The following is a 19023-nucleotide window of genomic DNA, read 5'->3' on the forward strand; positions in this document are numbered from 1 at the left end:
CGCTCCCCACCTGCCCTATTCCGCTGAACTTTCAGGTTGACGCTCGGTCCAAGTCGTCCGGACATAGCCCAGCTTCATGCCGACGGTTTCCATGTCGCGATGGCTCTGGGATAAGAAGGCGCATTGACCGACAACCAGATTGCACCCCTCCCGCTTCGCGTCCCGTATTCTTCTGCGAAGCAGCTCCTGATGCAGCCCCCGTCGACGGTATTCCGGCAGCGTAGCGGCAAATGTAAGCGAAGCCGTGGAAAGGTTCATATGCATGACACCGGCCGCAGCCGGCTGCTCATCCACATAAGCCATATAGAACTTCCAGCCCGGCCTTGCATGCAATACGCGATTGTTCAATGCTACGGATGGGATCCCTTGCACCGGCAGTCCTGTTCCCAGGCAATGAACTTTAGCATAATCTTCAAACTCGTCTTTGTCTATTCTTTTGATCACAATTCCGTTATTCGGCATATCCACCAGTTCTTGCGGGTTCATATACATGGAATTATGAAAGGCGGATTGGAAGAATCCGCGATCGGCAAGCGCCGAGAGCAATGCCTGATTCACCATGGCGGGCACGATCTCGAACTGGAATTTGCGGTCCCGCGAATGATAGAAGTCGATGATTGCGTCCAGATCCTTCAGATTCTCCGAACGGAGTCCTTTGACCGTGTTAAAAGAAAGCCAAGGCATCGTTTTGCTGTACAAGCACAGCGCTTGGCCGAAACGAACCATCTCGATCCCTTCGGGATTTCCGGTCCGCCCTTCGATGGCTTGCATTCGATCATACATATACTCCGTTTCCGAACGCTGAATGCGATGGATTAGCTCCTCGGATGGAAGATGCTGCATGGTTACCTCCTATGCATTATGTATTCAATTTTAAAGATCCGTGATAAATAGAGCCCGAAGATCGTGTACGGATGCTTCGGGCTCTAGGCTTGCTGTGTATGGTTTATTTCGCGCTGCCCGGCAGATCGCAAGATCCGTCGGCACACATGCCGTCGTTGCTGTCGGACTCGTTCACCATGACCAGGGGATTCGCTTCACGATAGGCTTTGTCCAGTGCATCCGTGAAAACTTCCAGCGGTTGTGCGCCGGACACGGCATATTTGCCTCCGAGCACGAAGAACGGCACTCCCCGAATTCCAAGATTCGTCGCTGCGGCTTCATCTGCGCGTACCTCGGATTGGAAAGCATCGCTTTCAAGCACCGCCATAGCCTGCTCCCGCTCCAGTCCGACCTCCGCCGCCAGATCGGCGAGCAGGTTCTTATCTTCCAGATTCTCGGCATCCGTGAAATAGGCGCGGAACAGCCGCTCCGTCATGTCTTTCATTTTACCATGCTGCGCAGCAAAATGAACCAGTCGGTGAGCATCAAATGAATTGGCAGGGATCACGCGGTCCATGTGGTAGGTAAGTCCAACACTGGCCGCTTGTTGAGTCACGTTGGCATTAGCTGCCTTGGCCTGCTCTATGCTCATGCCGTATTTCGCCGCCAATAACTCGTCCATGGACACCCCGGGCTTATACGACGCATTCGGATCAAGCTCAAAGCTGCGATATACCACTTCAACCTGATCCTTATGAGGGAACTGCTCCAATGCCGATTCGAACCGGCGCTTTCCAATATAACAGAACGGACACATAAAATCCGACCAAATTTCAACTTTCATTTAATTCGCCTCCTAGCGAGCAGGAATACTAACTTACTAATTGTAACCCGCTTTCGCCCTGATATCAACACTCATATGAAAACGGCAATGCTGCACGGTAATCCATGATATGAGCACCCGGTAAACAGCCTTCAGCGATGCTTCCTGCTATCTTGTATCCTGGCCTGAATCCAGTCCATCACGACCGCACAGCCAAGCTTCCCCTCCAGGGAGCCGTTCATCACCAAATCCGCATGCCAACGGGTAGGCTCGACATATTGATCATGCCTGTATCGCACAAGCTGCAAATATTCCTGTATCACGCTTTCCTCGCGATGACCCTTCTCCATGAACCGTCGGTTTCTGCGAAGCATTCTTTCATCCGCGGGACAGTCGACGAACAGCTTCAGATCCAGGGAGTTTCGAAGATCCTCGAATTGATACAGAAGAAACCCTTCAATGACGATGACATCATGGTCACCGCAACGGGCGGCTTGTTCTATCTCATCGGTCAGACGCTGGATGTTGACGGCGTCCGGATGGTTAAAATCCTCAAAGATTGTATTCGTAAAGGGCGCTTTAGACATAGGTCTGACGGACTTATAATATTTGTCCATATGAAAGAGCGCCACCCGATACTCGACAAGCTTCTCCTTGAGTTGGAGGCTTAGCGTCGTTTTGCCGCTGCCCGTCCCCCCGCCAATCCCGATCCTTATAGCACGGCCATGATTCATGTTCTCGTTCTTCCTCCGCATTTGGTTCACTGTGTAGACTTCAGTCGTTTATATTGCATTACCAGATAGGCCAGGTTTTTTAAACCTATCCTTATCTGATGTCTATATTAAAAAACAGACAGCGTGCCGCCGCCTGTCATTTGTACTTTTTCCAATCCATCTCGCTGTGTTCCAGCAGATATTCAAAATCGTTATCGCGACGCTTCTGTTCCGCCTTGCGTGCAGCTTCCCGTTCCTGCCGCTCCTTCTCCAGCCGCTCGGCTTCAGAGGCCTTTAAGGACTCGGTTGTCGCCTTCAGCTTTGCCAAAACTTGAGGGTCCAGCATATCTTTTAGCGTTGCGGGTCTATCGGCAGTTTCCGTCCGCGGCGCCGGGGACGTTCGTTTCTTTTTTGCCATAAATACTCACCTCGATTTCAATCCATTATACCATCTTAAATGTCGTCTGACATCCGTATCTATTGAAGAGGATTTACGAAAAAGGAGAGCCTCTCGGCTCTCCTTCTCGTTATGTATACTTACTTAAGGGCGATCGATGGGACTTGAACCCACGAATGCCGGAGCCACAATCCGGTGCGTTAACCCCTTCGCCACGACCGCCATGACAATGGACATGTCATCATGCCCGAGATTATAATATATCAGATATTCAGCCGTTTGGCAAATTGTAATTTCTTACATCGCCCCTTGATTTCAACGACGAGTAAATACTATACTTACTTGAACTCCGTCGTCTGACCAAGAGTCCACATACGCTACAACATGATGATTCAGCATAGGGGGTAAGACATTCATGATCTATCATATCGATTACGTCTCAGAGGGATTGCATGTGAAAGGATATCTGGGTCTGCCGCCGCTATTGTCCCTTAATCGCAGCCAGGAGATGTCCGAAACGGTCGACGCCATACCCGGCGTTACGGTAACCGGCACGCTTGCATGCTCCTTGTATAAGGACCCTGTTCCGGAAGGAGCCTCCGGGTCGATCGAACCGAAGCTGCCGCTGGTCCTGTATTGCCGCGGAGGCATAGGCCGGATCGGCGCGGTCAGGTTGAAATGGGTCGAAGAATTCGCGGCGCAAGGCTATGCCGTGTTTGCTCCGGCATATCGCGGAAACGAAGGCAGCGAGGGCAGGGATGAGTTTGGGGGCGCCGATACGATGGATGTGATCACCGCCTTGGAATGGTTATCCCGCATTCCATGGATAGACAACAGCCGCATGCATCTGCTGGGCTTCTCCCGCGGGGCGATCAATGCTGCCGTGGCAGCCGCCCGGTCATCTCATGTATCCAAAATGATTCTATGGAGCGGCGTCTCCGACCTGGCGCAGACCTACGAGGAACGGATCGATCTGCGCAGAATGATGAAACGCGTCATTGGCGGTACGCCGACCAAGTTTCCGGAACGATACCTTCTTCGGTCCCCGATTCACTATGCGGATCGAATCCGATGTCCGGTCCTGATTGTGCATGGTACGCGGGACGAGCAGGTCCTGGTTGAACACAGCTTCCGGATGCTGGACAAGCTTCAAGAACTGGGACACCAGCCAGAAGCCCACCTGTACGAAGGGCTGGGACATCATTTCCCGCCGCTGCAGCATGCCGCGGCGATCAACCGGATGTTCGACTGGTTGAAGCGAAGTTAAGGCGTAATTAATCTAAAGCTCATGAGGATCGGTATCTACACTCCTATTCCAGCCTAGCAGCCGTATCGATCCAGTATTTGCAATTCCCGTCCGCAATGGAACTGAGTTCCCCATGGTTCCATTCTATGATGCGACGGGAAGCCAGATTGGTTTCATCGCAGGTTAGAAGGACCCGGCTTATGTTCTTCTCACAGGCTTTCTTAACGAGCCCCGCCAGCATCTGTTTGCCATATCCTTTCCCCCGCTCCGACGGCCTGATGACATACCCGATATGCCCCCCTGACTCCAACAGCTTCTCATTCAAGCGGTGTCTGAGCTTGCCGTAACCTACAGGCTTGCCGGTATGATACAGCCAATAAATCGTCTGGGGAACATACTCATCCGGCAGATTGATGCTTCGTGCCATTTCGTAATTGCGACGGACCTTGGAGGAGAATTCCTCCATGCTGCTGCTATTTAAGCCGTTAACAAAGCCGTTCTCGCCGGAGCCAATCTCCTGGACCATAAACAGCAGACTTTCATCCTCCTTCTCCAGCAGCTCCCTTAATGCTAACGTCAAGGCTATCCCTCCACTTGAAAAATCGAATCCACAATGACAGGCAGCTGATCCCGCAAGGATACAGCGCCGAATACGGATCTGGCGTGGATCCCTTGATCCCCGAACACCTCAAGCATCAAGTCCGAGAACCCATTCAACACCATATGATGCTCTTCGTAATCGGTTGTTGCGTTAATGAAGCCCTGAACCTTAACCACCCGCTTCACTTTATCAAGCGATCCAAGGCCTTCCCTCAATGCGGCCAAGACTTCGATTCCGGTCAGCCGAGCATATTCGTATCCCTGCTCCGTTGTGTAATGCTCGCCCAATTTGCCCCTTGGCTGCCCGGATGGACCCTTGCCGGAAACATACATCAACCCGTTCACGATGACGTAGTTGGCATACTTGGCTGCCGGCGATCCGGCTTGAGGCAAGCTGATGCCCAGCTGCTGCAAACGTTCCTCCGCACAAACGTTCATTTGATCACCCCTACAGGAAAATCATTCAAATTAAATTTCAATTATTGTATCACGGAATAACCGTTTTACAAGCAAAAAAAGACCAACCCCATTCATCGGGATTGGTCTTGGATGTAACCTGTCTGCTCTTAGATCCGGAACGAATACGAAGCGTAACGCTCCGCATTGTCAATCGCCTGCCACACGTCCGTCGTTTCTGCTCCCGGATACCAATAGGCATACCCGGCAATTCGGTATTTGGCGGCCATGAGATGTTTCCATGACAGGGAGCGGGAATCCTCGGTCCATATGCGATGCTGGATGCCTCTGCTGCTATAAGCTGCTTCATATTGCGCCACGCTGGCATTCCAAGTTAAGGAAGCCTGGGTCAGACGGATGCGATGTCCCTGTTCAATCAAACTGATATCCGACGAGGACACCGATGAAGCAATCTGCCAATCCCTCGTATAGAGCGGATACGCAATGATGCTCTTCTTAGCCGGCACTTGGGTCAGCAGCTTGCTCAGCGCGGATTCGCTCCATGGCAGCGAGGATACGGAGCCCGCTTTCGGCGAACCGCCCCAGTGCTGGTCATAACTCATGAGCACCATATAGTCCACTAGACTGCCAAGCGCCGCATAATCGAAGGCAGCCGTCCAATCCGTATTCAGATCAGGTGAAACATCAATGGATAACTTGGCTCCAAGCCGTTTCATTTCCATGGATAACTGCGTGATGAAGGCCGTCAGATTCTGCCTGTCCTCAGGCATGACGTTCTCAAAATCGATATTGATCCCATCCAATCGGTAGCGGGATACGCTCGCAGCGATGCTGTCTACGACAGACTTCCGGGACTGCGGACTGCTTAGAACCTGGTGGGTTCCTTCCGCATTCGCGCGGTTGCCCACCATAGCCCACACCTGCCGGCCATTGTTATGTGCCCAATTCAGCAGCTCGATGTCGGTGCTGTCCGACAGCTTTCCGTTAGACTCCATGTAATACCACCGCGGCACCAGCACATTCAACCCGGCCCGTTTGGCATAGGAGATATATTGCTTGGTCGAGCCATTGTACAACCAGCCCATATGAATATTCGCAGCCGGCTGGCTGTCGATCATGGATTTCACGTTTCCCGATAGAAGGACCCTGTCCAGCAGCATTGCCGTTTCTTCCCGGGTGATCGGGTCCAGCGGTCTGAATTGGCCTTGGCTTCCTTGCAGCCAGCCTGTATTCGTCGCTTGGCCGACCGCACGCCAAGCCCATGCCGCGATCGATTCCGAATCCGTATAGTAGCCGGCGGTATATCCGTTATCGTATCCACTATCCTTCATGGCACGAATTACGATGACCGCGGCTTCCTGTCTCGTTATCGAAGCATTCGGAAAGAACTTGTAGCCGTTCCCCTCCACGATGGATAAATTAAGGCCTGCATGAACCCAGCCGTAGTACCAAGCTGAACGGGATACGTCCTGAAAGGCGGGCAGATCGTTCGGAACAGGCCCCATGTTCAGCATTCTGGCAACCATAGCGATAAATTCGGCCCGCGTAACCGGATTTCGCGGCAAAAAAGCTCCTGTGCCATCCCCGCTTACGATGCCTCGCTTGGCCAGACGGTAAATCGCGTCTTTTGCAAAGCTGGACGAAATATCGTGAAAAGCGGCCGGGCTAGGAGCTTGAGCTGCTGATGCCTGAAGGGGGCTTATAAACGCTGTAAATGACAAAAGGAAACAAAGTGACAGGATATATTTCTTCAAAGGGGCGCCTCGATTCTATCATCTGATATTCTCAGCATATCAGATGATGATAGAATCAGGCATTATGCATTTCTTGGGAATGTGGGCAACGGTCAAGGATTTAACAAGTCAAAACGACCGCGCCTATACCTTCGACTACAAGGGAATCCCGGCTCAATCCCTTCACATGCTCTTCTCCAAACAGAACCTTCCAATCGCCCAGCTCGGGTATCGTCAGGGAGGACGGTTTGCGTCCGGCATAATAGAGCACATAGATATGCTCTGCCGGGTCGCCGCCCGCATGATCGCGAAGCGTGAAAGCAACGGCATGCTCCGGGCACGGCTCGAAATGAAGATGCTTGCGGATCGACGCGGCATCCCTCATTCTGAACGCCGGATGATTCCTGCGCAGCTGAACGAGCCGCTGGATGTACTTCACCCCGTCCTGGTGTTCCGATGCCATTCCCCAATCAAGCCGGTTCACCTCATCGCTGGCATTGTAGCTGTTCTCCACACCGTTCTTGGAGCGATAATACTCTTGGCCGGCGTGCAGGAAAGGAATGCCTTGGCTGGTAAGAATCATGGCCGATGACAGCCGGTGCATATCGCGGCGAACGGCATCCGACTCCCCGTCCGTAGACAGCATGATTTTATCCCAGAGGGTATGGTTATCGTGACACTCCACATAATTCACGCACTGATCCGGCTCGGAAGCAAATCCCTTGATATCTTGGGAATACGGAATGCCGCCCACGATGCCTTGCTTCACCTTGTTTTGATATCCGACGCCGCTGCTCACAAAGCCTTTATAATCAAAATGAAAGATATCCCCTTTAACTGCGTCACGGAAACCATCGTTAAAGTGCGCGATTCGCGGCATCAAGGCCGCTTGCTGCTGATTCGCCCGTTTCTTCTCGTCCAGCTCGGTATTCATGACCCAGCCTTCGCCGATCGTCATGATGGAAGGATCGATTTCGTCCAGGCGCGCACGGATATCGTTCATCGTCTGCACATCCAGCAATCCCATCAGGTCAAAGCGGAAACCGTCCACCCGATACTCCTTCACCCAATGCAGGACGGATTCCACAATGAACTTCCGCATCATCGGACGCTCGGATGCCGTGTCATTGCCGCACCCGGATCCGTTGGAGAATTTGCCGTCTTTTGTGTAGCGGAGATAATATCCCGGCACCAGCTTCGTAAAGTTGACCAAATACCCGTCATAAACGTGGTTATACACCACGTCCATGATGACTCGAAGGCCTTGATCATGGAAGGTCTGTATCAGCTCCTTCAATTCACGGATCCGAACCTCCGGCACATACGGATCGGTAGCATACGAGCCTTCAGGAGCATTATAGTTCTTCGGGTCGTATCCCCAGTTGTACTGAGGCTCATGCAGCCTGGTCTCATCCACGCTTTCCGTGGCAAAATCATAAATCGGCAGCAGTTCCACGTGCGTGGCCCCGAGCTCAACGATATGATCAAGTCCTGTACGAATCCCTCCCGGCCCCCGGGTACCCGTCTCCGTCAGGCCTTTAAACTTGCCCTTAAACTCCACTCCGCTGTCCGGATGAATGGTGTAATCACGAACATGCAGTTCATAGATAACGGCATCCAGCGGGCTTTGGAACGGCGGCTTCTCGTCTGTCCAACGCTCGGGGTCGGTCCGGGGCATATCCACGATGTAAGCCCGATCGCCATTGACGCCTACGGCAGCGGCGTAGGGATCGACTGCTTCATTCCATTGATCCCCGATTAGCACCTGGTAGGTGTAGAACATCCCATGAAGATTCTCTTCTATTTTCAGCAGCCAGGTTCCCTTCACGTCGCGCGTCATCGGGAAACGCCGGGCTTCTGACGTCTTCCAATCCGGGTACAGCAGCACGTAGGCCTCGGTGGCCGTGGGTGCCCACAGGCGAAACTTGGATTCTTGGGCTTGGTAGGTTAATCCCAAGTCGGTTCCGTCATAATAAAACAGCTTGTCAAATTCCTTATCAAAAACGGAGACGCCACCGGTTACCGCGGGATCCCCGTAGTGAATAACAGCGTTGCTTTCTTTTTGTACCGACAAGATGTTCACTCCTCATTTAGGCTTCCGGTCAAGTTGCAGTCCTTCCACTTCTTCTTTCGTAATGGTGCGGTTTCCATAGCGGGCTTCCTCGTACAGCTCGATCAAGGACTGCGGAACGCGATCCTTCCGTCCGTCCCATTCCTTAAGATCGTTTTCGGTCTCCCGCGGTGTAAATGACGCTTTCCAATTATAGCCTTCCCTGATGCTTCGGGAAAGTATCAAACGATACATTTGTCGGATTTTCTCATTCAGATGTTCCGGACCTTCTCCTTCCCGATGCCTTCCGCCGATACGCACGCCGGACAACAGCCGTCGCAGCCGCTTGGATGCCGGGTCATGCTCTATATTCTCCACTTCGTCCTCATAGCCCAGCTGGGGCTGGACGTTCTGCCTGTTCATCATCCTGTTCATCCACGCGGAGAATTTTCTGTAGAGGCTGGGCAGCACTTTACCAAACCGGAACAGAACGTATAGCATGCCGATCCCGATCACGGTGAACACGCCATAAATCAGCACTTGCTCCAGAACTTTCATCCACTGGCTGGGCGGCTTGGTTTCTTCATCGAGAAACGGCATCTCGGGAGGAGGCTCCGACATGGAAGGCGGCTCCGGCGCTTGCTCTGCACCCGAGCTGAACCATCCGGAGATCCAGGCGGCGATCCCCCTCGCCATATCGGAGACCCACTGCTGCAGCTGCGGAAGAAAAGCAACCAGCGCAATAAGGATCAGCAAAACGAGGATAAACCAGCGATTGTAGCGCAGCACGCGCCGTTCCAGCACGGGCTGGTCATTGCCTGGCAGCGTTTCGTCCAGCACGTATTGCCGGTTGACGATCAGCAGGGTCAATCCTAACGCAGCCGCTCCCATCCAGGTCAGAGACGATATTCCGCCGCGGAAGGAGTCCATGAAACCGAGAAAAAAGCTGCTGACCCCGTACAGAATCAACCCAATAAGGAAGTATGTTCCCGGGAACATCAAATTCCAGTTCACCTGCTCCATTCGGCTTCCGCGAATACTGGCAATAAACAACAGCGGGATAACGTAAGCAAGGGCGATATCAACCCTTACAAAGGCAACGGATACAGCAACGGAAACCAGGCAAGCCCATACGAACGCTTTGAACTGACGATCCATGTTGAACCAATGTGCACCTGCGTAGCCCAGGACGTACCCGCCTAAGACCAGGGCGGGCCATATCCATCGGTACGATTCAGGCAGCAGATAGAATGCCGGGATGAAGAGCACCGGGAAATACAATACGCACTCCACCCATCCCTGCAAAAAAGCTCTTATAAATCCGGAGCCTCGGCTGGTCATGCGGACACCTCCTTCGCGGGAGAAGGCACGTCGCTGAGAAGGAATACCTGGATCGTGTGCCCGTTATCCCGGAATCGCTGAAACATCTCTTCCAGCCTGGGACTGACGTAAGTGCTCAGAATGAGGATATCTTTAGCTTCTTCATGCCGCGACAGCTCGTGGGCCAAATAATCATGAAAAGAAAGCCGGCGGGTCAGCTCCAGCCTGGCCAGCATTTCGAATATCAGCTCCTGCTGCATCATGCCGCCTGCGACCGGAACGAATGCTTCATCGCTTGAATCCTCGCCAAGGGTTCCATTGGTCCCCATCCCGATCTCCATGCCCTGTGACAATAAATGCGCCGTAATGCCGGCAGCCAGGCGGATGCCATATTCAATGGCCTCCGGACGCGTTGCCTTGCTCCACATCTGCTCATGATCTTCAATATTCAAATAGATGAAGAGCCGGCTGTCCGCGGTCGTATCCCGCCTGTGAACCTGCAGGGTTCCCGTCCGTGCAGTCGCTTTCCATTGGATATCCTTAAGCGGATCACCGTCCCGATATTCGCGAACGCCCGATATCAGGAACGGATCCTCCATGATCCATCTGCGGACCAGCATCTCCCCCATCCAGGTCTGAACCGGCAGCTCCATGTCCGACGCATCCATCGGCATCGGATACACGATAATTCCGCCGGACAGGGTCTTGCTCTGGACAACCGACTCCATGCCGACCAGATCCCCTGTCGTCATCGATACCGTTCCCAGCTTGTACAAACCTCTTCGTTTCGCGGTAATTCGATGTCTTCGAAGAATCTTGGTCCACGGCAGCAGACTGAAGAAGCTTTTATGGTTCTGATTGAATTGCCCCTCGCTGATGTCCAGGTTCAATTGGTTATCGAACGCCAGACCCGAGCGGAACTGGGATTCTACCCGAAGCCATGGCACCGGCAGCGCTTTACGGTTCTCGATGATTTCGATCAATTCCACGGAATCTCCCTCATAGCAGGTCGATACCTTGAAGGAACGGCTGTAGTTCAGCTTTTGGAGTGCCGTCCGTTTGAAAATCTTGCCCTGCACGACTACAACTACAGCAGCGATTAACAATATCCAGTAGGCTCCCATCGCCATCGCCCCCTACGACGAGATGCCTTCTTCTGTCGGTACGGCAACCTGCTGCAGCAAACGTTCGATCACTTCTTCTGACGCAGTCGCGCCGCCGCGGTTGTGGAGCGTCCCCCGCAGCTTCAAGCGGTGCGCCCACGTCGGCACGGCGAGCTCCTTCACGTCATCAGGCGTAACGAACTCTCTCCCGTTCAGGACGGCCTGTACCTGCACCGCCTTCAATAATGCCTGGCAGCCCCTCGGGCTTACGCCGGAGGCGACGGCTTCATCCCGTCTCGAATGCTCGGAAAGCGCAACGATATAAGCCAACATCTCATCGCTGACATGTATTTTGCTGACGATATGCCTGGCTTGTACGATGCTGTCGGACGCTGCGATGGCCGTCAGGGATTCCAGCGGCTGTTCGTCTTTGAAGCGCTTCAAAATATTCACGCTTTCCTCCGAGGTAGGATACCCCATGTTCAGTTTGAATAAAAAGCGGTCCAGCTGTGCCTCCGGCAGCGGAAACGTTCCTTGCTGCTCCAGCGGGTTCTGCGTGGCGATGACCAGAAACGGTTCTTTCAGTTGATGGGTTACTCCGTCGATGCTGATCTGGCGCTCCTCCATGCACTCGAGCAGGCTGGACTGCGTACGAGGCGTCGCTCTGTTGATTTCATCAGCGAGCAGGATATTGGTGAACAGCGGACCGGGACGGAATTCAAACGTCGCGGATTGTTGATTATAGAAATAAATGCCGCTCAGATCGGACGGCAGCAAATCCGGCGTAAACTGCACTCGCTTAAACGTGCAATCAATCGACCTGGAGATGGATTTGGCCAACAGCGTCTTCCCGGTTCCCGGAACATCTTCCAGCAGAACATGACCCGATGTGACCATGGCAATAAACAATCTGTCGATCAGCTGCTCCTTGCCTACCATAACTTTGGAAACGTTTGCCCGAATGTCGTCGGCAAGACGGCGGACGCCATGATAATCTGTAATGATTGTAACCACCCCTTATGTAGTTTAACTTAACAACAAAGTTCGTCACGACATCCCATAATTCCTGTTATTCGGGACAAAATAAGACCGATTAGCCAAGTTTGGCCTAGCCTTCACTGACCAGGGCGCGCCTCTTCCAATAACGCCAAGAAGCCGTCCAAGGACGGCTCCCGGGAAATCACCCTCAGTAGGGGATACTCATGCCGTGTTGTATTAGCCGATAAAATGAAGCCCATTTTATTCTGACGGCCTGTTTTCCTCGGCGGAATCCGAGCCGCTTTCCGGAATCAACAGTTTAGCCAGCTCCGATTCCGCCTGCTCTCGGCTGTCGATCCGGATGTCGATATAATGCTTGACCTCAGGCGCCTTTGCATAAAACGGTTCCAGAGAGGCAACCCATTTCTTATGGTCCGGGTGCCCGCGGAAGCCGATCAGGTGATCCTTAATGCCGCTCCAGCGGACAAGGAATATATATTCATCCCGGTTCTCCACGCACTTGTGAAGTTCATGGCCTACATACCCCTTTTTGGATAACAATACGCCGGAAGCCTCCCGAAAGGCACTTTCGAATTCGCTTGCCAGCCCAGGTTTAATATAAAGAATGGCTGATTCCAGTATCATAACGTTCCCCCTCTTTCGACATCGATCCGATCAACGGTAAGGCAGCGCTTCAGACTTCGCAGCACCAGGCTATGAAAACAAGTAGGTGCAGTCAAGTATATGCTGGTATAATGAGAAGAATGAATATACGAATGAGGATGAGACTAACATGGCATTCGGCATCTCGAAGCAGGAATTACAGCAATGGAAACAGAAAGTCGCCAAAGGCGATATCGCGTTTTTAACCCATTATTGGTACGACAAGCGGTTTCCGGAGTTTCATACCGTAACCAAAGTAGGCTGCTCGGATATTCAGCGCCTGAAGGACTGGTGCATATCCAATGGATTAAATCCGCAGTATATCCATCACCGCCAGCCATACCCGCATTTTGACCTGATCGGTCCCAAGCAAACGGAATTGCTGCAAAAATATAAACTCGAAGATCATATCACGAGATTCGGTCTGTCATAACGTCTAGTCGCTCGACTTGAATTCAAGGTGACAGTCCGCTGATAGCACAGAAAACCCGCCTTGATCCACGGTATCGCTCCATACATTCCGTGCCCGATCAGGCGGGTTCTTTAGTCATCATGTCAAGGCCTGGACCATGCCAATATTCCAGCCTGGCTCATAACATTATGTTACGGCTTGGCTTGTCATCTTTTTCAGCGTTTTATGGATCCAGATCGCAGCCGTTGCGCCTTCCCCCATCGCCACGGTGGTTAATTCGGAATGGACGCCCAGGTCGCCTGCAGCCCACAGCAGTTCGACGTTCGTCATTTTGGATCGGGGATCGGTCTTCACATGCCGGTTGTGCTCCAGTTCCGCCCCCAACTGCTCGGCCAATTCGGAATAGATCATGTTCCCGCCAAAGGAAATGAAACCGCGCTCCGCGCGGATGATGCTGCCGTCTTCCAGCACGACCGCCGACAGGATGCCGCCTTCCTCCTGAATTTCGGTTACTCTTTTCTCTATATACGGAATCCCAAGATTCGCTAACTGCGTCATGTTCTCGGACGAAGCCGGCTGTCCCTCATGATTGACATAGATGATTTCCTTCGCCCGCTCGGATAACAAAATGGACATATTGGCACCGGGATCGCCCGATCCCAGCACAACGGTTTTTCGATCCTGAATTTCATACCCATCGCAATCGGGACATACAAAAACGGATGTGCCCAGCGTAGACATCAGGCCCGGCAGCTTGGGAAAGCGGTCCATCAAGCCTGTTGCAAGCAGCATGCTTTTTGCCCGGTACCTGGTTCCGTCTTTACCGGTTAACACAAAACACTTCGCTTCATCCCGTTCGGCCTTCCGTATATCATCGGCTGCAAACGCAACGCCCACGGCCTCCGCCTGCTTCCGCCCTCGCTGTCTGAGCTCTTCACCGGACACCCCTTCCGGCCATCCTAGTATGTTGCGGTAGCTCTTGCAGATGGTGGAACGCCCCGTTCCCCGGTCGATGACCAGTACATCGTAGGCCGAATACCGTCCCAGTTGTATAGCTGCCTGCAGACCTGCAATTCCGCCGCCAACAATAATGCAATCTTTCACGTCTCTGTCCATCATGTAGGTTTATCCACTCATTTCTGTATCGAATTAAGAGCTAAAAACTCTTGTGATCAACGCATGCTTCCCGAATAGAGATACACCCTAATATTTAACCAATCCGATGCGATTTACTCCTGATCAATCAAATAACCCCCGGCACATCATGCCGAGGGCTATTCAATAAGGCCTTTACAGGAGAAACTGTCCTGCTAATGCGCCAATGATGACAACAAGCCACGGGGGACTCTTCCAGAACATCAGCATCCCGAACAGTCCCGCGCCGATCACAAATTCAACCGGACCGTGGATGGAGGAAGTCCATATGGGATGGTACAAAGCGGCCAGCAGAATTCCGACCACAGCCGCGTTCATGCCTGTCAGCATGCCCTGCAGTTTCGGGTTTCTTCTGATACCGTTCCAGAATGGCATGGCTCCTACCATGAGCAGAAATCCGGGCAAAAAGATGGCAAGCGTGGCAACGATGCCTCCGGGTATTCCCTGAATCAGGACCCCAAGATAAGCGGCAAATGTAAACAACGGGCCAGGAACCGCTTGTGTCGCCCCGTAACCGGTTAGAAAATCCTCTTTAGACATCCATCCGTTCAGTACCGTCTCGCTTTCCAGCAGCGGAAGAACGACATGCCCTCCGCCGAATACAAGCGATCCGGCACGGTAGAAGCTGTCCACGATGGCTACCCATCCATTATCGGTTATCCCTTTAAGGAGCGGGAGACCTACTAACATAACGACAAACGCTCCCAGGCAAAAGAGTCCGGCTCTCCGTCCGATCGGCATTTTCATATCGGGTGTTGCCTCTTCGTTTGCTTGACGCTTGAACAGCCACAATCCCGATAGGCCGGCTAGAGCGATCACCGTCACTTGAGACACGGGACTCTGCCACAGCAGCACGACGGCCATGGCGATTAACGCTACAGCTGCCCGGACAGGGCCTGAGGCCAGCTTTCCTGCCATACCGAGCACCGCTTGCGCTACGATGGCTACCGCGACGATTTTAAGTCCCTGAATCCAGCCTGCCGAGCCGGGATCGAAGGTTTGCATCAGATAGGCAAAAATCATAAGCATGAGCACGGACGGCAGCGTGAAGCCGAGCCAGGCGACAAGTCCGCCCCAGAGTCCGGCTCTCATAACCCCAACGCCAATGCCTACCTGGCTGCTGGCAGGTCCGGGAAGGAACTGGGCCAAGGCCACCAGATCCGCGTAGCTTTTCTCATCCAGCCATTGTTTGCGCCGTACGTAGGTCTGGTGAAAGTATCCGAGATGGGCAATCGGCCCGCCAAATGAAGTAAGTCCCAGCTTCAGAGCAGTCCACCAGGTTTCGCCGAGCGCACGCCACCTTCCGGACGGTTGTCTGTTGCCAACTTGAGACTGTGTTTGCTCTTTATCTGTCTGTAGATTCAAGATACCATCGCTCCCCGTTTGCTTGGTGTAATGTGATAGAACTCTTAACCCGTTCAGTCTTAAGTATATAGATCATCTTTATCAAATTTCAGAGTATACCATATTCTCATGATCAATCTACCCATTTATGTAAACGTAATGTAAATTTTTCAGACTTGAATGCTTCGCGTGAATGTCCGCACATGCATTAAAAAAAGAGCGATCCAACTGGAGTATCTCCATGGATCGCTCTTCATATCGTTCTAATAGCATGATGCATCACCAGATGCTGACTTCTGCAGCTTTAAGCCTCCGTCTTCGTTTCGTCCGGAACGGACAGATAACCTGGCTTCGCTGCCCCAAAACCAAAGATGAACAACACCACGACAACGGCGGACAGCACCGTCAGAGGCACCTTCCACCCTCCCGTTGCGTCATGCAGGAACCCGATCAGCATCGGACCGACGGCAGCCAGCAAATAACCCAGCGACTGGGCCATGCCCGATAACGCGGCGGCTTCGTGGGCCGTTTTGGTACGAAGGGTGAAGAACATCAGGGACAAACTGAAATTCGCCCCGCCCGAAATACCTACCAGCATCACCCATAGGAGATTCAATGAAGACATGCCGGATAACAAACCGGCATAACCGATCAGCATGGACAATGCAGAGATCGTTACCAGTACGCGCTGGTTCGGATTCCGGCCGGCCAGGACTGGAATGATGAAGGAAAACGGCAGGCTGACAAATTGGAGAATCGAGAGCATCCATCCTGCGGCGCCGTAATCCATGCCTTGGCTTCTCAGAATTTCTGGAAGCCAAGAGATGTTCACATAGAACGTAAATGATTGAAGCCCCATAAATAAAGTAATATACCAAGCAAGCGGCGACTTCAGCACGCTCTGCTGCTTCGAAGCAGCCGAACTGACCTCAGCGGTTTTTCCGGAACTGCGGCGCTGGATCAGCCATACGATCATCGCCAATATGGACAAGGATCCCCAAATTAACAGGGAGCCCTGCCAACCAAGCCCGGCTTGGGTAGCCAGCGGAATGCTGACCCCCGATGCAATCGCGGCGAGCAGGTTCATCGAGGCGGAGTAGGTGCCTGTCATCAAACCGATATGGCGCGGGAAGTCCCGCTTGACCAGACTCGGGAGCAGCACGTTCCCGACGGCTATGGCCATACCTAGAAATGCGGTACCTATCAACAGCGTGTAGGGAGACGATATCGAGCGTATGCCGATGCCGAAAGTCAGCACGACCATACTCAGCAGAAGGGTTGTCTCCAGTCCCCATTTTTTGGCCATGGCCGGCGCCATCGGCGACAGTAAAGCAAAGGCTAATAGCGGCAGCGTTGTCAGCATGCCTGCCAATGTGTTCGAAATTCCCGTATCCTCACGAATGATTCCGATCAGCGGACCTACCGAAGTAATCGCCGCCCTGAGGTTAATGGCAATAAGGATGATGCCTGCAAAGATCAACCATGTGCGCCCTGTGGAATTGGTGTTTGGATCTATCGATGTTCTTGATGTCATGACATGGACTCCTTACTTTTCATGCGATATGTAAAAATAAACTTATCCGAGTTTATCACAAACCCGGACTTTAGGCCATAGCCCGGGGAGGTCAACATCCTGGCGGCAATGTCATGTAATAACGCATGGACGCACCGAAGAGCCCTACACAACCGGGCTCCAGGCATACACGGATAATTTTTGGACATCGCGAATCAATTCATTATACCGGTTCAGGATATCCTCGGTTGCAGCATGGCGGAACTGCTCAAAGATCCCCATGCACCGCAGCATCCCGTTATCGCTTTTGATTCTGATCGAATACTCGAAACTGTCCAGGATATAGGATAAACCGCGATTTTGCTGTTTGGCATTCAAATAGTATATCCCTAATTCGGCGAGAAGGCGGGTGTATTGATTTAATGTTACGTGTACATTAATGCTGCTGATTTGGTTTTTCTGCGGTTTGTAAATAAAATGCTGTTTAAAACGTTCAAGTATATATTCTACACTGAACCGGTGTCGATTTGCTGCAAGTACAATATGACACAGTGCCACAAAGATTTCATCTTCTCTTGATTCGATGTATTTTACATAATCAGGCAAAATGCTAAAGTCACCAGCCAAGATGGAAAACAAGTAGCGGTTGGCTTCAGCCCATTCATTAAACTGCTTTATGACTCTACATTCATCTTCGGTAGGGTCTTTAATCCAATCAGGCCTTTCGTATAACCGTGTATAGGACAAAGCTTGTTCATAATCCCCACGTTCACCATAACTATTTTCTCGAGCTAAGTATGAATACAAGATATAAAAAACTAAAGGTTGATTACCTATATATTCATTGTACTGATTCTGATATCTAATCATGGCTTTTGATCCCATTCTTATAGCTAAATCGTTCACTTTATCCCATTGGCCTAATAAACCATTCACATTAATTAATTCTACATATGCATCAAGTTGATACGCTTCTTCCAACCGTTCAATGTAAGGCTCAAATAGCACTACAGCCCGCCAGTTCGATTCTTGATTATCACTTAATCTTTGTAAAAAAAGACGGTAGTGACACAGGGCGAGCCTTTCAGAGTGTTGGAATTTTTCACTTTCGGCAACACATTCATATAAAACTGCCGCAGCTTTATAATTTTTTTCGTTATATAATAATTCCGCCAATTCAAATAACATCGGGGCGTAAGTGATGTTTTCTATTGCCATTCGGGCTGCTAATTGCATACAATCCAGTTTATCTAATTCTATACATCGTTGAAGAAAAGCTCCAAGTCGTCTCCAGTCAGGGGTTGTATGAAAGATACATTCGAATATATATCTTTCATAAAAATGGCCTTCACTAAATCCAATACAGGCGGTGATAAGGTCCAGTTGATTCATTGACATTGGACGATTCCCATTAAGTATGCTGCTTAAAGATCCACTGTTAATACTAGATATCTTTGCAAACTGAGTAATTGTCAACCCATGTTCTTGCAAATATCTAGCTATTTCTCCGCGAATCGTGGCTGTCGTCTCCAAGTAACAACACCCCCAGAAAGATCTATAAACTTAGCATTTCCCTTTACACTTGAGGGCTCCAGGCATATACTATTTGAACTCCAAAAAGCTTAATCGTGGTTTAGTTTATATCGTTGACAGCATGGAGTACTCGATAAAAATCAATAGTGACAGAGGGATGCTGCGGTGCATGGGGATCTTTGAGCAGTTCCGCCATGCTGC

At 51.6% G+C, this 19023-nt stretch carries 18 protein-coding genes and 1 tRNA gene; 2 read left to right on the forward strand and 17 right to left on the reverse strand.

What is annotated here, in order from left to right; genetic code table 11:
* Nucleotides 1-15: 15 nt before the first annotated feature.
* The 5 genes from RB298_RS31700 to RB298_RS31720 form a co-directional block, all read right to left on the reverse strand.
* Nucleotides 16-843: a GNAT family N-acetyltransferase gene (locus RB298_RS31700; protein WP_486050291.1), complete on the reverse strand. Its 828-nt coding sequence runs from the start codon at nucleotides 841-843 to the stop codon at nucleotides 16-18.
* 103 nt (nucleotides 844-946) lie between these two features.
* Nucleotides 947-1666, reverse strand: coding sequence for a DsbA family oxidoreductase (locus RB298_RS31705; protein ID WP_277746328.1), 720 nt, complete (start codon nucleotides 1664-1666; stop codon nucleotides 947-949).
* Nucleotides 1667-1797: 131 nt separating this feature from the next.
* The gene (locus RB298_RS31710; RefSeq protein WP_009590685.1) at nucleotides 1798-2379 is read right to left on the reverse strand and encodes an AAA family ATPase; all 582 of its coding nucleotides are present in this window, start codon (nucleotides 2377-2379) and stop codon (nucleotides 1798-1800) included.
* 136 nt (nucleotides 2380-2515) lie between these two features.
* Nucleotides 2516-2776, reverse strand: a complete 261-nt coding sequence (locus tag RB298_RS31715; RefSeq protein WP_096774410.1) for a YqkE family protein — start codon at nucleotides 2774-2776, stop codon at nucleotides 2516-2518.
* Between the two features lie 128 nt (nucleotides 2777-2904).
* Nucleotides 2905-2977: transfer RNA gene (locus RB298_RS31720), tRNA-His, on the reverse strand.
* Nucleotides 2978-3170: 193 nt separating this feature from the next.
* Between RB298_RS31720 and RB298_RS31725 the strand changes: the two genes are divergently transcribed.
* Nucleotides 3171-4022: an alpha/beta hydrolase family protein gene (locus RB298_RS31725; RefSeq protein ID WP_277746329.1), complete on the forward strand. Its 852-nt coding sequence runs from the start codon at nucleotides 3171-3173 to the stop codon at nucleotides 4020-4022.
* 43 nt (nucleotides 4023-4065) lie between these two features.
* On the opposite strand, the gene RB298_RS31730 is transcribed toward RB298_RS31725, so the two are convergent.
* From RB298_RS31730 to RB298_RS31765, 8 genes are all read right to left on the reverse strand, one after another.
* Complete coding sequence (locus RB298_RS31730) at nucleotides 4066-4581, reverse strand: GNAT family N-acetyltransferase (protein WP_213579132.1); 516 nt, start codon at nucleotides 4579-4581, stop codon at nucleotides 4066-4068.
* 2 nt (nucleotides 4582-4583) lie between these two features.
* The gene (locus tag RB298_RS31735) at nucleotides 4584-5039 is read right to left on the reverse strand and encodes a RidA family protein (protein WP_486050295.1); all 456 of its coding nucleotides are present in this window, start codon (nucleotides 5037-5039) and stop codon (nucleotides 4584-4586) included.
* A 128-nt stretch (nucleotides 5040-5167) separates the two neighbouring features.
* Nucleotides 5168-6772 carry an S-layer homology domain-containing protein gene (locus RB298_RS31740; protein WP_486050297.1) on the reverse strand — a complete coding sequence of 535 codons (1605 nt, stop codon included), beginning with the start codon at nucleotides 6770-6772 and terminating at the stop codon, nucleotides 5168-5170.
* 100 nt (nucleotides 6773-6872) lie between these two features.
* On the reverse strand, nucleotides 6873-8825 hold the full coding sequence (pulA, locus tag RB298_RS31745) for a type I pullulanase (protein ID WP_486050299.1): 1953 nt from the start codon (nucleotides 8823-8825) through the stop codon (nucleotides 6873-6875).
* 12 nt (nucleotides 8826-8837) lie between these two features.
* Nucleotides 8838-10142, reverse strand: coding sequence for a DUF4129 domain-containing protein (locus RB298_RS31750; protein ID WP_486050301.1), 1305 nt, complete (start codon nucleotides 10140-10142; stop codon nucleotides 8838-8840).
* Nucleotides 10139-11245 carry a DUF58 domain-containing protein gene (locus tag RB298_RS31755; protein WP_096774417.1) on the reverse strand — a complete coding sequence of 369 codons (1107 nt, stop codon included), beginning with the start codon at nucleotides 11243-11245 and terminating at the stop codon, nucleotides 10139-10141. Before RB298_RS31755 ends, RB298_RS31750 begins: the two co-directional genes overlap by 4 nt.
* Before the next feature lie 12 nt (nucleotides 11246-11257).
* Nucleotides 11258-12238, reverse strand: a complete 981-nt coding sequence (locus tag RB298_RS31760) for an AAA family ATPase (RefSeq protein ID WP_486050303.1) — start codon at nucleotides 12236-12238, stop codon at nucleotides 11258-11260.
* 225 nt (nucleotides 12239-12463) lie between these two features.
* Nucleotides 12464-12847, reverse strand: a complete 384-nt coding sequence (locus RB298_RS31765) for an antibiotic biosynthesis monooxygenase family protein (RefSeq protein WP_486050305.1) — start codon at nucleotides 12845-12847, stop codon at nucleotides 12464-12466.
* Between the two features lie 148 nt (nucleotides 12848-12995).
* On the opposite strand from RB298_RS31765, the gene RB298_RS31770 reads away from it, so the two are divergent.
* The gene (locus tag RB298_RS31770) at nucleotides 12996-13298 is read left to right on the forward strand and encodes a hypothetical protein (RefSeq protein ID WP_096774419.1); all 303 of its coding nucleotides are present in this window, start codon (nucleotides 12996-12998) and stop codon (nucleotides 13296-13298) included.
* A 165-nt stretch (nucleotides 13299-13463) separates the two neighbouring features.
* On the opposite strand, the gene RB298_RS31775 is transcribed toward RB298_RS31770, so the two are convergent.
* From RB298_RS31775 to RB298_RS31790, 4 genes are all read right to left on the reverse strand, one after another.
* Nucleotides 13464-14396 carry an NAD(P)/FAD-dependent oxidoreductase gene (locus tag RB298_RS31775; protein ID WP_192571346.1) on the reverse strand — a complete coding sequence of 311 codons (933 nt, stop codon included), beginning with the start codon at nucleotides 14394-14396 and terminating at the stop codon, nucleotides 13464-13466.
* Between the two features lie 171 nt (nucleotides 14397-14567).
* The gene (locus RB298_RS31780) at nucleotides 14568-15797 is read right to left on the reverse strand and encodes a chromate transporter (RefSeq protein ID WP_096774421.1); all 1230 of its coding nucleotides are present in this window, start codon (nucleotides 15795-15797) and stop codon (nucleotides 14568-14570) included.
* A 283-nt stretch (nucleotides 15798-16080) separates the two neighbouring features.
* Complete coding sequence (locus RB298_RS31785; RefSeq protein ID WP_277746339.1) at nucleotides 16081-17310, reverse strand: CynX/NimT family MFS transporter; 1230 nt, start codon at nucleotides 17308-17310, stop codon at nucleotides 16081-16083.
* A 144-nt stretch (nucleotides 17311-17454) separates the two neighbouring features.
* Nucleotides 17455-18822 (reverse strand): transcriptional regulator, encoded by a 1368-nt coding sequence (locus RB298_RS31790; RefSeq protein ID WP_486050308.1) that lies wholly within the window; start codon nucleotides 18820-18822, stop codon nucleotides 17455-17457.
* Nucleotides 18823-19023: the final 201 nt, after the last annotated feature.

Source organism: Priestia sp. BR_2, assembly GCF_041954005.1.
GTDB classification, from domain to species: Bacteria; Bacillota; Bacilli; order Paenibacillales; family Paenibacillaceae; genus Paenibacillus_AQ; species Paenibacillus_AQ lautus_A.

Excerpts from the sequence above, each read along its gene's own strand:
- RB298_RS31725 (WP_277746329.1), top strand. The coding sequence starts at position 3,171 with ATGATCTATCATATCGATTACGTCTCAGAGGGATTGCATGTGAAAGGA.
- RB298_RS31735 (WP_486050295.1), bottom strand. The coding sequence starts at position 5,039 with ATGAACGTTTGTGCGGAGGAACGTTTGCAGCAGCTGGGCATCAGCTTG.
- RB298_RS31705 (WP_277746328.1), bottom strand. The coding sequence starts at position 1,666 with ATGAAAGTTGAAATTTGGTCGGATTTTATGTGTCCGTTCTGTTATATT.
- RB298_RS31750 (WP_486050301.1), bottom strand. The coding sequence starts at position 10,142 with ATGACCAGCCGAGGCTCCGGATTTATAAGAGCTTTTTTGCAGGGATGG.
- RB298_RS31775 (WP_192571346.1), bottom strand. The coding sequence starts at position 14,396 with ATGATGGACAGAGACGTGAAAGATTGCATTATTGTTGGCGGCGGAATT.
- RB298_RS31765 (WP_486050305.1), bottom strand. The coding sequence starts at position 12,847 with ATGATACTGGAATCAGCCATTCTTTATATTAAACCTGGGCTGGCAAGC.
- RB298_RS31715 (WP_096774410.1), bottom strand. The coding sequence starts at position 2,776 with ATGGCAAAAAAGAAACGAACGTCCCCGGCGCCGCGGACGGAAACTGCC.
- RB298_RS31785 (WP_277746339.1), bottom strand. The coding sequence starts at position 17,310 with ATGACATCAAGAACATCGATAGATCCAAACACCAATTCCACAGGGCGC.
- RB298_RS31710 (WP_009590685.1), bottom strand. The coding sequence starts at position 2,379 with ATGAATCATGGCCGTGCTATAAGGATCGGGATTGGCGGGGGGACGGGC.
- RB298_RS31700 (WP_486050291.1), bottom strand. The coding sequence starts at position 843 with ATGCAGCATCTTCCATCCGAGGAGCTAATCCATCGCATTCAGCGTTCG.
- RB298_RS31770 (WP_096774419.1), top strand. The coding sequence starts at position 12,996 with ATGGCATTCGGCATCTCGAAGCAGGAATTACAGCAATGGAAACAGAAA.
- RB298_RS31755 (WP_096774417.1), bottom strand. The coding sequence starts at position 11,245 with ATGGGAGCCTACTGGATATTGTTAATCGCTGCTGTAGTTGTAGTCGTG.